This window comes from Bacillus sp. FSL K6-0069 (genome assembly GCF_038007785.1).
GTDB lineage: Bacteria > Bacillota > Bacilli > Bacillales > Bacillaceae_G > Bacillus_A > Bacillus_A mobilis.
Genome location: NZ_JBBOXN010000001.1, coordinates 4,995,025 through 5,008,428, shown reverse-complemented (window position 1 = coordinate 5,008,428; position 13,404 = coordinate 4,995,025). Strand labels below are relative to the sequence as shown.

10 protein-coding genes are annotated in these 13,404 nt (G+C 36.2%); 3 read left to right on the top strand and 7 right to left on the bottom strand.

Translation table 11 applies throughout. The features are described 5' to 3' along the window. Positions 1–197: 197 nt before the first annotated feature. The 6 genes from MHB74_RS25870 to MHB74_RS25845 all read right to left on the bottom strand — a co-directional run bounded on the left by MHB74_RS25870 (position 198) and on the right by MHB74_RS25845 (position 9,349). Positions 198–1,499, bottom strand: a complete 1,302-nt coding sequence (locus MHB74_RS25870) for a glycosyltransferase family 2 protein (protein WP_061679367.1) — start codon at positions 1,497–1,499, stop codon at positions 198–200. Next, the gene (locus tag MHB74_RS25865) at positions 1,496–2,251 is read right to left on the bottom strand and encodes a diguanylate cyclase (protein ID WP_061679366.1); all 756 of its coding nucleotides are present in this window, start codon (positions 2,249–2,251) and stop codon (positions 1,496–1,498) included. Before MHB74_RS25865 ends, MHB74_RS25870 begins: the two co-directional genes overlap by 4 nt. A 255-nt stretch (positions 2,252–2,506) precedes the next feature. After that, a complete protein-coding gene (locus MHB74_RS25860; protein WP_061679365.1) occupies positions 2,507–3,718 on the bottom strand; it encodes a NupC/NupG family nucleoside CNT transporter in 1,212 nt (403 codons plus the stop codon). Positions 3,719–4,064: 346 nt separating this feature from the next. Beyond that, on the bottom strand, positions 4,065–5,822 hold the full coding sequence (locus MHB74_RS25855; RefSeq protein ID WP_061679364.1) for a C40 family peptidase: 1,758 nt from the start codon (positions 5,820–5,822) through the stop codon (positions 4,065–4,067). 210 nt (positions 5,823–6,032) lie between these two features. Continuing rightward, entirely contained in the window at positions 6,033–6,914 is an 882-nt protein-coding gene (locus tag MHB74_RS25850; RefSeq protein ID WP_081110354.1) for a D-amino-acid transaminase, read from the bottom strand. A gap of 506 nt (positions 6,915–7,420) precedes the next feature. Further along, complete coding sequence (locus tag MHB74_RS25845; RefSeq protein ID WP_061679362.1) at positions 7,421–9,349, bottom strand: LTA synthase family protein; 1,929 nt, start codon at positions 9,347–9,349, stop codon at positions 7,421–7,423. A gap of 546 nt (positions 9,350–9,895) precedes the next feature. On the opposite strand from MHB74_RS25845, the gene MHB74_RS25840 reads away from it, so the two are divergent. Together MHB74_RS25840 and MHB74_RS25835 are read left to right on the top strand one after the other, a co-directional pair. Beyond that, positions 9,896–10,261: a YkvA family protein gene (locus tag MHB74_RS25840; protein WP_061679361.1), complete on the top strand. Its 366-nt coding sequence runs from the start codon at positions 9,896–9,898 to the stop codon at positions 10,259–10,261. Between the two features lie 50 nt (positions 10,262–10,311). Beyond that, complete coding sequence (locus tag MHB74_RS25835; protein ID WP_061679360.1) at positions 10,312–10,803, top strand: metal-binding protein; 492 nt, start codon at positions 10,312–10,314, stop codon at positions 10,801–10,803. Positions 10,804–11,072: 269 nt separating this feature from the next. Here the strand turns inward: MHB74_RS25835 and MHB74_RS25830 are convergent, their stop codons facing one another. Further along, on the bottom strand, positions 11,073–11,390 hold the full coding sequence (locus MHB74_RS25830) for a DUF4870 domain-containing protein (protein WP_061679359.1): 318 nt from the start codon (positions 11,388–11,390) through the stop codon (positions 11,073–11,075). 283 nt (positions 11,391–11,673) lie between these two features. Here MHB74_RS25830 and lldP point away from each other — a divergent pair, with 283 nt between their 5' ends. Continuing rightward, complete coding sequence (lldP, locus tag MHB74_RS25825; RefSeq protein ID WP_061679358.1) at positions 11,674–13,335, top strand: L-lactate permease; 1,662 nt, start codon at positions 11,674–11,676, stop codon at positions 13,333–13,335. The last annotated feature ends 69 nt before the right edge of the window (positions 13,336–13,404 follow it).

Here is a 13,404-nt window from a genome sequence, read left to right as displayed (position 1 = left end):
ACTGAAACGCGCAAAGAACAGCTAGAGAAGCAATTGGTTCTACAAAAATAGCAATCACTTTTTCGTATATAAATGAAGGTCAATCGTTCGTTGGGGGATGGACGTGAAATTACTTTCAGCTAAGGGGTATTGTCTGATATATAATTTATACGGCAATAAATAAGCACAGAGCATACGGCGCTCTGTGCTTATTTTTATTATTTATCTTTTTTGAATCGAACTGTTTTATCCCAGCCAATGACTTGTTTCTTGCTCTTTGCACGTAAGTATAAAATTAAGCTACGAATGAATAAGTACGTAAAGAGCTGTGCGTACGTAAAGTACATGATAACACTAATAAAAATATTAGTGGGTGTAAAGGTTCGTTCCACACTCTGGGCACTAAATAATTGAGAAACATATGTAATATATGCGACATACCACATAAATAGTAGCGGAATGCTATATTGAATTTGGAATATCCCGAGTAACCCAATTACAAACCAAACGTTCGAAATGATTAAGAATAGCCAAAATACAACATACACTAAAACTTGTTGTAAGGAATGGACGAGAAGTTTTCCTTTAAAGAAACTTAAGGAAGAAAACATTTTTTCTAAAATATACAAGTTCCCTTGGAGCCAACGTGTACGCTGCTTAATAAGGATTTTTAAATGCTCAGGTTCTTGTTCCCATGTAATCGATTCTGGAACGATTGGCAAGAGATAGCCTTTTTGTGTAATTCGTAATGTTAATTCAGCGTCTTCTGCAATTGCATACGGGTCATAACCGCCAAGCTCTTCTAATGCAGAGCGGCGAAGAAGCATGTTTGTTCCTGTTAGTGAACCTGTTTGGAATAGTAACCAGCGTCCGGATTGCATAAGGAGCTGGAAGATTTGAAATTCTAACGAAATCATTCGTGTTAGCCAGTTTCTTTTTTCATTTACAGTACGAACGTGACCGACAGCTCCAACAGCATCCTCGGTTGTTTCAGCGTGTTCTACAAGCATTCGCAGTGCATGTGGTTCAGGCTGGTTATCTGCATCATACACACAAAAGTATTCACCATCTGAAATACTAAGACCATAGTTTAATACACGCGATTTCCCTTTTGGTTCACCCGCCGGTACACGAATGTGACGAATATGAGCATAAGCTTTATCGAAATCGTCACCAATTTCAGGTGTCTCATCTTGAGAGTTATCGTTTAATAAATAAATAGTTAGTTTGCCTGGATATTCAATCTTCGCCATCGCCTCTAAAGTATCTTTAATAACGACACCTTCATTGTGGGCGGGTATTAAAATGTCGACGCTTGGATAATGTTCTAGCGTACGATCTTTTCGTTTTCTATTTCGGTGAACTAAGCCCGCAAGTGTTAAGAAAGAATAGTAAACGAGTAAGCCAGAGAACAGAAAGGCTGTAAAAATAAGTACATATTTAATTGAAAATGTGATGCTGATCCAAAAAACAAGTACGCAAAACAGGAGGAATAAAAGGAGTATAACGAGTGTCATCATAATACTGTCGGTCCTTTTGTAGCGATTTGTTCTCGTTTAATCTTAATTTCTTGAATTGCCTCAGCTGCAAGCCATTTTTCCATTTTAGGCTGTAGGCGGTTCATTACAATATCGGCACCAGCTTCATTTGTATTTTGTAATAAAATGACTAATGTGTTGTTATCATATTCAGCAACAAGGTCAAAGTCAGCCCTTACCGTTTCAACTAATAATGAAGCTACACGGTCCATAACACTTTCCTTCGTATATTTACTAAAGGGAGTGAAGTCAAAATAAATCATAAGGCCTGTTTCATTACGACGATTCATTGCATTTATTAATAATGCTTGTCGTCTTTCGAATTCTTGTCTTGTTAATAATTTTGATTCTCCAATGTATTGTTCTAACGTTCTCACACGTTCGGTTAATTCTTTATTTTCATGAATAACCTTCTTTAATAAATGAGTTGAGATATATACGATGAAGAAGTTTGCTGCCATTAGGAAGTGGGTAATAATGTATTCCCATTGTTCTGATGTACTCCATAAGTAAAGCCATGCTTGGTAGAATAGGTAGAACACCGAAATAATGGTTCCTAATATGAAGAAAACAAAGGCAATTTTATCAGCCAAAAATAGAAATAGTACATTAACAATTACATATATAATTGTAAAAATGAGAGCATGCTCATATTGCGTTACATGTACAGTTGTAAAATAAAATAAAATTTGTAAAATCCACATAGAGAGGACTTTATAGAAGTTATTTTTCACAAAACTTTCCTCCTTAAAGGTAATTCATGCAAGGATACTTGTAGTATGCACAATTATTAAGAAATAGACCGGATGGCTAGATTCTTTTAGAGAGAGCAACAACAAGTAGTATCTCTCTTTTGCAAGAAAAAATAAACAGACTTACTAATTATTGTATCATAATGTTCTTATATTTAAGCATAAAGTATTTAATATGTATCGAAAAAATAAATAACAAAAAGTCCCCTCTTTAGAAAAGAGGGGACTTTTTGTTATTTATAGGAACATCATACCTGCAACTGCTGCATTTAAGAAGTTCGCTAGTGTACCAGCGATAACTGCTTTAATCCCTAATTGTGCAATTTGTTTACGGCGAGTAGGAGCTAGCGTTCCTGTTACACCTAACTGAATTGCGATAGAAGAGAAGTTTGCGAATCCACAGATTGCGAATGTTAAAATTAAATTTGTTTTTGCAGAGAACTCTGCCATGTGTGGTCCTAAGTTTGCATATGCAACGAATTCGTTGATTGCAAGTTTTTGACCGATAAAGCTTGCTGCTTGTACAGCTTCACCAGGAGAAACCCCGATTAAGATTGCAAATGGTGATAATAAGTAACCGAAGATTAAATCAAGGCTAAGTTTAATATGGAACAGAGAGCCAATTAATCCTAATAGACCATTTAATAAAGCGATTAATGCGATGAAAGCCATTAACATTGCTGCTACGTTAATAACAAGTTGCATACCTTCAGATGCACCACGTGCCGCTGCGTCAATAACGTTTGCATCTTCACGTTCTGTAGAAAGTTCAACGTTATTATCTACTTGTTCTGTTTCTGGCATAATTAGTTTCGCAATTAATAAACTTGATGGAGCTGCCATAATTGCTGCTGCTAATAAGTGTTCTAACGGAATACCCATTGCTGCATAGCCGACAAGAACTGATCCGGCAACAGCTGTCATACCGCTTACCATAATAGCGAAGAATTCACTGTTTGTTAAACGTGTTAAGTAAGGTTTGATTAAGATTGGAGCTTCAGTTTGTCCTAAAAATACAGTTGTTACTGAGTTTAAACTTTCTGCTTTAGAAGTTCCAAGAAGTTTACTTAATGCGCCACCAACGACACTGACAAATTTCTGCATAATACCGAAATGATATAAGATTGCAACTAATGAACTAATAAATACGATTGGAAGTAGTGCTTGAATGAAGAAAACAAATCCCCAAGGGCCTTTTGCGTTGACTAAATCCCCAGCAACGAACTTAATTCCCTCGTAAGAAAAATTAATTAATCCTTGAACGCCATCTGCAGCGTGTTTTAAACCTGCTTTTCCGGCATCCCATCGTAATACGATAAATGAAAATGACATTTGTAATGCTAGCGCGATTAAAATTGTGCGCCAATTAATAGCTTTGCGGTTGGAAGATAGTAAGAAAGCAATTGCTAATACTCCAATCACGCCGCCAATTCCCCATAAAAGATTCATGCAGTGTAAGCTCCTTCCTCATAGTAAAAAAAGTGTATAAACCAGTTGTCTATACGTTTACGAATATAACATCTTAAGTAACTTATCATAATGGACATCAGAGGTCAAACGTCTAACGAAAAGTTTAAATAAAAAGAAAATTCTTTAAAAAAACACATATAAAATGATTAGACATGAAATAGGTTATGTTTTTTATGTGAAAATATACATTATGATAACGTTATGGATCATTATTGTAGAATATAGTGTATGAAATAGGAAAATAGATACATTATTTTTTGAGGGAAATAGGTTATACACATTAAAAAGAGCCTTCTAGTAATCTAGAAGGCTCTAAAAATATAACTTAAGGTGCTTTCGTATACCCTAAGAAGTGCTTACTCCAATAAGAGTTACTTAGTGAAGCAATTGCTACACCCTTATCTCCAGCTTGGATAAACGATCCGCCTCCAAGGTAAATACCCATATGAGAAGGACCAGCTTTATAAGTGTCTTTGAAATAAATTAAGTCACCTGGTTGTGGATTTGAAGTTTGTGGTAGGCTACCCCAATATCCCGCAACACTTTGACGACTAATGTTATGACCAAATTTCTTAAATACGTGGTAAATGTAGCCACTACAGTCAACACCGTTAGCAGAAGTACCGCCCCAAACGTATGGTACGCCTTGCATTCCTTTTGCATATGCAAGTATGGAAGAACTATCGCCGCTATTATTACCTGTATTATTATTGTTTTGATTGTTATTTTGGTTGTTATTTTGGTTGTTGTTAGGTTTATTATCTACTGCGCCACCCACTGGTGTTTTAGAAAGGTAACGTGTTCCGATATAACCAGTTTGGCCGTTGTAGTTAATTTTACTCCATCCAGAGTTTTCAGAGATTACTTGAACCTTCTGTCCTTGTGGAAGAGCCCCTATGATTCTATAATTTGTACCTTCGCCGCTACGTACATTTAAGGCAGAAGCATTAATGTAGTAGTCACCAATTGCACCTTGATTAGGTTGTTCAGGTTGTTTTGGTTGCTCAGGAGTAGCAGTGCCACCTTTAACGAATTTTACAAATTCGCTACTAACGAAGCCTGTTTTCCCTTGATAGTTTACTTTAAACCAACCGTTTTCAGATCCAACTACGTTTAATGTAGTCCCATTTAACACGCCACCAATTACACTATGGTAAGCAGCAGGGCCTGTACGAACGCGTAGAGATGTTGCGTTAACAACGTAAGTACCGCCAGTTTGAACAGTTACATTATTGTTTTGTTCTTGTTTGTTATCTTGGTTGTTTCCTTGTGTAACGTTGTCGTTAGAACCGCCTTTTGTTACGTAGTCTTTGCTTACGTAAGCAGTTTGTCCAGCATAATTGATTTTGAACCAATCTTGAACTTCGCCAACAACTTGTACGACTTGTCCTTTTGCAACAGAACCTACAGTTGTATGAGAAGTGCTAGGACCTGTACGAACACGAAGGGAAGATACATTTACTGTATAGTTTCCACTTGCTGGTTTTACAGATTCTTGGTTGTTATTATTTGTATTGTTGTTTGAAGAACCCGTATTTGAAGAAGCACCAGACACAAATTGGCTACTTACATAACCTACTTGTCCATTATGGTTGATTTTCACCCAACCATTTTCTTGCCCAATTACGTTTAATGTTTGTCCTTCATATACACGTCCTGAAACAGAACTAGAAGTGTTTGGAGCAGTACGTACACGTAATACATCAGCAGTAACTTTATTGTTTCCACCTGATGTATTTACATTAGTATTGCTTGCTCCATTTTTTGATACAAATTCGCCGCTAACAAAGCCGGTTTGTCCATTAATATTAATTTTGAACCAACCATTTTCTTCGCCAACCACGTTTAAAGATTGACCGTTATACACGCGTGAGATGATGTCGTGAGAAGTACTAGATCCTGCACGAACATGTAATACGCTAGTGTTTACCGTATAAGATGAGCTGTTTGATGCGGAAGCTTGGACAGTTTGTGTAGCAGCTTTTTGTGTATTTTGTTCAGGGGCAGCTTGAACACTATCAAGTGTAGGTGCTGCTCCTCCTGCTACAGACACTGCCGCAAGACCGGCAAGGTATTTTTTCATAATTTGTCGATTCCTTTCTGTCTGTAATGTAGTGAAGAAATATTTACCAACTGTTAAAAATTCTAAAGAGCATGTCGATTACTGTCAAGACTTATGCGGTAATCTGAATATGACAAAAAGATTACAAAAAAAAATCAAGGCATAAATCTATACCTTGATTTCCATTTAAATACATATATTGGATGTAGAAAGAAAAGAAATTATTCGTGTTTAAGAAGACATATTGGATTGTAGCAAGCTTTGAGAAAATGATCTTTGCAGAATTTTTGTGATAGGGCCAACTTGCCCATCTTGAATTGCAGTTCCATCCAGGTGAGTCATCGGCAAAATTTCAATCGTCGTTCCTGTAAAGAAGCATTCATCTGCTTGATAAACATCGCGAATGCTGAAAAGTTCTTCTTGTACCGGAATGCGAAGGGTTTTCGCTAAAGAAAGGACATATTGACGAATGATGCCATTTAAAATAAGGTGATTGGCTGGATGTGTGTAGAGAGTTCCGTTTTTTATGAGAAAGAAATTAGAACAGCTGCCCTCAGTTACGGTACCATTTCGTACGAAAAGGGCCTCTTTGCATCCTTTACGTTCAGCTTTCGTAGCAGCTAATACATTGGGTAATAAATTTAATGATTTGATATCACAGCGTAGCCAGCGCGTATCTGGTTCTGATATAGCACGTACACCATATTCAATCCATAACGCGGGTCTTTCTTTCTTCGTAATATAGGCATAGATTGTCGGCGGGACGTCATATGAGAATGTGTGGGTACGAGCTTGTACACCACGGGATACTTGCAAATAAATTGTTCCATCTTCGTAGAAATTATTACTTTCAATTAGTTTGTAAAGTAGGATAATAAGTTCTGCTTTTGAGAAAGGGAGTGATAATTCTATTTCTTCCATGGAGCGATATAATCTTGTGATATGCGGATCTAATAAGTGAAAGTTCCCTTTATATAGGCGAATAACCTCGTAGACACCATCTCCAAACTGTAAGCCTCTTTCTTCAAGTTCTATGTACGATTTTTGTTTCGTTGTATCAATAACTGCATCATTCCAAAGTACAAATCTTTCATATGCCAATTTCCGTCCCATCCTTTCGTAAGTGCATAAGTAAAGTGAAGCTTTCATTCGGAATAAAAATCACTATAGTAATTTTTATGTGAGTACTTCTTTACATATGACGTATATGTATTTGTAAATGGTAGAGAAGTAGTAGTGATTTACAGCATTTTGTATATACAAATTCGAAAATAAGAAATAAGAATCCTGCTTTTGAATAAAAAAAAGCAACATTCTTATGGAATGCTGCACAAGGAGGGTAGCTATCTTTCATAGGGACATCGTCTTATTGAATGTTTTGTGTATGGAAACAAAACACATTGAAAGACAATTATAAGAAAGTAGAAATAAACGATTCATATATTTCTTTAAGGGATCTTATTAAAGATGAGAGATAAGAAATATATAGAACCTCGCTTACATATTTTATTATAGAGATGTTTCATTAATCCTATGTGAATATTTGGTAAAGGTTATGTAATGTTACAGTTAATGAATATAAGTGATTGTATGGAGAAATATAAAAAAAGAGGCTGAGATTACTCAGCGCTCTTCTTTTCTTCTTTAATAGCTGTCTTTACTTCACCAGTTTTGGTCTTATTACTTTCAGAGAAGCGAAGTAAGTCACCTTCAATGATTTTGTCAGACATGTTCAATTCATTTTGTGCACGATCAATAAGTGGTTGAGATTCTTCTTTTGGTAATTGTACAACTTCGCCAGTAGTACGGTCGTAGAATGTACTGTTCGTGTACATGTACTTATCTGTAATGAAGCTACCGTCACGAAGAACGACGAATCCTTTATTATCAGGTGAGAATACATCATGACCAAATTGAACTTGATTCGTAGAATCTACGCCAAGTAGGTTTAGAATTGTTGGTTTAATGTCAATTTCACCAGTTGGTTTTGAAATTGTTTTACCTTCTTTTTGACCTGGAACGTGAATAAACATCGGTGTTTTTTGTAAGTTCATATGGTCAAATGCAGTGATTTCTTCTTTTCCTAAAAACTGTGCCATTGCACGGTTATGGTTTTCAGAAATACCGTAGTGATCACCGTAGAATACGATAACTGAGTTGTCGTAAATACCTTCTGCTTTTAGACGCTCAATAAAGTGTTTCATTGCTTCGTCTAAATAGCGAGCAGTTACCATGTAACGGTCAAATACGCCATCACCAGAATTGTATTCATCGATTAATTTCGTACTTTCATCATAAGTGAATGGGTAATGGTTTGTTAAAGTAAGGAAGCGAGTATAGAACGGTTGCTTCACTTCTTTTAACATATCGATAGATTGATCGAAGTATTCGATATCTTTTAATCCCCAATTTAATTTCGTTTCTGGTGTAATCTTGTAGTCAAGTTCGTTGTAGTAACGATCATAACCAAGTGCCGGATACATAATGTTACGGTTCCAGAATGTTGCGTTGTTCGCGTGGAATACTGATGTGTGGTATCCTTGCTCACGTAAAATTTCTGGAGTTGCTGTATATTCATTATTACCGTGTGTGAAGAATACAGCACCACGGTCTAGTGGATACATGGAAGTATCTACTAAGAATTCAGCATCTGATGTTTTTCCTTGCCCAGTTTGATGGAAGAAGTTATCAAAGTAATAACTTTCTTTCGTAAATTGGTTTAAGAATGGTGTAACTTCTTGTCCGTTAACTGTTGCACCAATTAAGAATGTTTGTAGTGACTCAAGAGAGACAACAATTACGTTTTTCCCTTTTGCAGTACCAAACATATTTGGATCTGGTTTGCTTTGTGTTGTTTTTACGTAGTTTTCTGTTTCCTGTAACTTACTACCGTCAGCAAAAGCTTTTTGTGAACTTGATTTTGCTTGTAAGCCAAGATCGTATACTTGGTGTACATATAAACCTAAGTTTTTAACAAGCATAACGCGGTCGAATGAACGTGTTAATAGTTCAGGACGCTCGGCTTCTGCCAGTCCTAAGTTTGCGAAGAAAATAGCAACTGTTGACACGAAGTATAGGGAACGCATTGGGCGTGCTACACGCTCTGTCGGTGCAAAATTCTTCATCTTCTTCAATAAAATGAAGAATACGATAATATCAGCAAATGCAAGGATAATTTTGTAGTTAAACAATTCTTTCACACTAGAACCTAAACTTCCAAAGTTAGATGTTTGTCCTAGTACAGGTAAAGTAACGAAGTCATTGTAGAATCCGTAGAACATTACGTTACCAACAAGAATGATTGTTAAGACAAAATTAATTCCAAGTGCTATATAGTTACGTTTTTTCCCTTTTGCAAATAATGCAAGGCCAACAAGCAGTAATGATGCTGCTAATGGGCTAAGGAATAAAATGAATTCTTGCATGAAAGATTCAAGTTTTAAATCAAAGCTTGTGCGTGTAATAATATATGTCTTCAACCATACGGCTAAAGCTACGAATACAGTGAAACGCACATTTTGAAATTGTGATTTCAAGGTTTCTTTCATTCATTTCCACCCTTTCTCTATCAGGCTTGGTCGATTTTGGAGCGAAAAATGCTAAAATAAAAAATACATAGTTTTCTTGGCCATAATTAGAGGTTCTATATTCACCCATATACGACTATAACTATGCATACCCTTTTGGTTTCTTGTGCTGCTCATAAGCATAACGTCATTTCTGTATTATACAACAAAATTCATTTCTGAGAAACACTATAACATTTTACATTTTTTGTATGAGATTTGTCACTACCAGAGAAAACTTTAACATTCGTTTATATGTCCGTCAACTAGAAAATATAACAAAGGTAGAGCAGAATGTTAAGTGGAATTGAAAATTTTCTTTGTTGAGAAATAAGAAATGACGATGGGTAAGCGGTTATCTAGAAACCTATTATATGAAGGAGAGTACAGGAAAATTAACGAACACTTGTTCTTTTTTCGTTTGTTTGTTACAATGAAAGTTCATTGATAGATTATGTGTAATTTTGATGAACTTTTACTGATAACATATTGTAGCTTATTTCTTTTTAAAAATAGGGAGGCTTTTACATGGAACAAAAATTTTCAGTTGAAGCGTTTTGGAAGAAAGTGAAACATGTTGCAAAGCAAGCAGGGCAATCGGTCATTTATGCAAGTTTATTATTGTTTTACGTTTTGCAGAAACCGGATGTTCCAAAACGAGTGAAAATTATTGTAATTGGAGCACTTGCTTATTTTATTGCACCGATTGATGCGATTCCAGATTTCGTTGCTGGAATTGGTTATACGGATGATTTAGGGGCGTTAATGGCTGCGCTATTACAAGCGTCAATATACGTCAATGAAGATGTGAAAGATAAGGCACGAGTGAAGTTGGCAGAATGGTTTGGTTCGGATATAGACACATCCTTTATCGATCAGAAATTAGATCAATAGGTGAGAACTGTCATATGGTGACAGGGCGAACATAAGCGAGGAAGTGCATTATGCCATCAGGAAGAACGCATACGAAAATAAACTTAATATCCCTTCCGGTTGTTTTGTTTATGCTCTTTTCGTATGGATTAACAAACTTTGATTTTTTATTAACTTTTGCAATTGGCTTTTTAGTAGGTACTACATTTTTAACGCCAGATTTAGATACGTATAGTAATGCGTATAATAAATGGGGATTCTTACGTATATTTTGGTATCCGTATAAGAAGGTAATGCCGCATCGATCCTTCTTTACACATACAATTATACTTGGTGATATGATTCGTATTGCATACATGTTAATTGTATTTTCTCCGTTTTTATTCCTATTAAATGTAATCGCACTTGACGGGAATTTAATAGAAATTGCGAAGAAACATGAGGTTGAAATTATAACGTTCGTAATGGGAATTGTTGTGGCAAGCACGCTTCACATTATAGCGGATAAAGTGAATACGCGCCGCAAGAAGATGATGAGAAAAAAGAAGAAACGTAGAAGATAAAAAAACCGTCCCAAAAGGTATTTTGGGACGGTTTTTTCTTATTAAAAGGTTGTCGTATCATCGATAATCTTTTATCCCGCTTTAATGGGCAGTAAGACCCCCACCTCAAAATGCAGCGAAAGCAAAGAATTTAGGTGGGGGATCAACTGCCCCTAAAAGTCCGATTGGTTCAACTAATAATCAGTGGGGGATGAAGAAAACCCCCACTGATTAAAGTTTCACTTTATTTATTATTATGCATGCTGTTTTAATCAAACGTTTGTTTAAAATTAAGCTTTCAGTATTTTAATACCTTTTACGATGTTCCAAATGAAGTAGTATAAGCTAATAATGCCGCAAATACATAAGACAATCATTGCTCCAATTCCAAGTGTAACGTCTGGTTGATCCGATCCGATGCCCATAATTCCTAGAATAATGAATCCAATAAATGACGCGATGCTTGGAATGATGTGTGTCCATAGAGCGCGTTTTGCGTGTGGTTTTGTTTCAGAATCGCCCACAATCCAAACAATGATAGGGAATAAGATAGGAGCAAATAATACACTAAAGTATGATAAAGCTGCTAATATTTTGTTTCCGTTCATATATATCACCTCATAAATAATATCCGTTGTTATACCTTTATTATGCAGGAAATGTAGCGAGCTTCCTATCGATGAACATTACAAGAACGTGACGTTTTTGTAAGATTTCTATAGTAAATAATAAAATTTTCAAAAAAATCTTTTTTAATGGAAATTGTTGTGATAAAATTAATGAAAACGTTTTCCTAAACGTTTTTTATTTTAGACTTAAAGGTATGATGACCTGATAGTCTATTGATGAGGTTATTCTATTTAAAAGGGGATTCTTTAGGGGGAGAGAACAATGAACACATGGACACAAGTTTATGATCCGTTCGGAAACATTTGGATTTCGGCAGCGGTCGCACTTATTCCGATTATCTTTTTTTTCTTAGCTTTAGCAGTTTTCCGCATGAAGGGGTATGTGGCAGGATTTATTACAGTTGTACTTACAATTTTAGTGGCGTTATTCGCTTATAAGATGCCGTTCACAATGGCGATGGCAGCGACCGGATATGGTTTCTTATACGGACTATGGCCAATTGCTTGGATTATCATTATGTCGGTATTTTTATATAAAATATCTGTGAAAACAGGTCAATTCGATGTCATTCGTGCATCTGTATTATCCATTACAAATGACCATCGTTTACTCGTTATTTTAATCGGTTTTTCATTTGGAGCATTTTTGGAAGGAGCAGCAGGATTTGGTGCACCAGTAGCGATTACGGCAGCACTTCTTGCAGGTCTTGGGTTAAATCCTTTATATGCAGCGGGTCTTTGTTTAATTGCAAATACGGCACCAGTAGCGTTTGGAGCGATGGGAATTCCGATTACAGTTGCTGGACAAGTAACAGGTATTGATCCACATAAAATTGGACAGATGGCTGGACATCAATTACCGTTTCTATCATTATTTGTTCCGTTCTTTATCGTTTTTTTAATGGATGGATTTAAAGGAGTAAGACAAACATGGCCAGCTCTATTTGTAGCAGGTAGCTCATTTGCAATTACGCAGTTCATTACAGCGACGTTCTTAGGACCTGAACTTCCGGATATTACGTCAGCACTTGTAAGTTTAGTGAGTTTATCGCTATTCTTAAAAGTCTGGCAACCAAAAGAGATTTATCAGTCTAAAGAAGCAAATGGTGAAGTAGCTGCGGCAACGACGGCGACATCTATGCCGAAACTAACAGTAGGAAAAGTAGTAAAAGCATGGTCTCCATTCATTATTTTAACTGTGATGGTAGTCATTTGGAGCCAAAGTTTTTTTAAAGCGTTATTTGCTCCAGGCGGCGCACTAGAAAGCTTTGTGTTTAAGTTTGAAGTTCCAGGCTTACACAATCTCGTAATGAAAGCAGAGCCAATTGTAAATAAACCGACGCCTTATGAAGCAATCTTGAAATTAGATATTTTATCAGCGACGGGAACAGCAATTTTAATTGCTTGTATCATTTCTATCTTTATTTTGAAAATGAGTGCAAAAGATGCAGTAGTAACATTTAAAGAAACGTTAAATGAGCTTAAGATGCCAATTCTATCTATCGGATTCGTATTAGGATTCGCGTTTATCGCAAACTATTCTGGTCTATCTTCTACATTAGCATTAGCACTTGCAGGAACTGGCGGACTATTCCCGTTCTTCTCACCATTCTTAGGTTGGATCGGTGTGTTTTTAACAGGATCCGATACGTCAGCGAATGCACTGTTCTCGAATTTACAAGCGATTACAGCGCAGCAAGTCGGTGTATCTGAAGTACTTCTCGTTGCAGCAAATACAACGGGCGGTGTAACAGGAAAAATGATTTCTCCGCAATCGATTGCAATCGCTTGTGCGGCAGTTGGACTTGCTGGAAAAGAATCAGATTTATTCCGCTTTACAGTGAAGCATAGTTTATTCTTCGTAATTATTGTTGGTATTATGACGTATGTACAGGCATATTATTTAACGTGGATGATTCCATAAACAACAAAGGAAATAAACTTTGCATTTTTCAGATTATCGTGTATGATGGGAAAGTATTGAAAATTAAAT

What these genes read in the sequence shown, in the direction of transcription:
- MHB74_RS25870 (WP_061679367.1), bottom strand. Translation starts at nt 1,499, where the DNA reads ATGATGACACTCGTTATACTCCTTTTATTCCTCCTGTTTTGCGTACTT.
- MHB74_RS25860 (WP_061679365.1), bottom strand. Translation starts at nt 3,718, where the DNA reads ATGAATCTTTTATGGGGAATTGGCGGCGTGATTGGAGTATTAGCAATT.
- MHB74_RS25855 (WP_061679364.1), bottom strand. Translation starts at nt 5,822, where the DNA reads ATGAAAAAATACCTTGCCGGTCTTGCGGCAGTGTCTGTAGCAGGAGGA.
- MHB74_RS25850 (WP_081110354.1), bottom strand. Translation starts at nt 6,914, where the DNA reads ATGGGACGGAAATTGGCATATGAAAGATTTGTACTTTGGAATGATGCA.
- MHB74_RS25845 (WP_061679362.1), bottom strand. Translation starts at nt 9,349, where the DNA reads ATGAAAGAAACCTTGAAATCACAATTTCAAAATGTGCGTTTCACTGTA.
- MHB74_RS25840 (WP_061679361.1), top strand. Translation starts at nt 9,896, where the DNA reads ATGGAACAAAAATTTTCAGTTGAAGCGTTTTGGAAGAAAGTGAAACAT.
- MHB74_RS25835 (WP_061679360.1), top strand. Translation starts at nt 10,312, where the DNA reads ATGCCATCAGGAAGAACGCATACGAAAATAAACTTAATATCCCTTCCG.
- MHB74_RS25830 (WP_061679359.1), bottom strand. Translation starts at nt 11,390, where the DNA reads ATGAACGGAAACAAAATATTAGCAGCTTTATCATACTTTAGTGTATTA.
- lldP (WP_061679358.1), top strand. Translation starts at nt 11,674, where the DNA reads ATGAACACATGGACACAAGTTTATGATCCGTTCGGAAACATTTGGATT.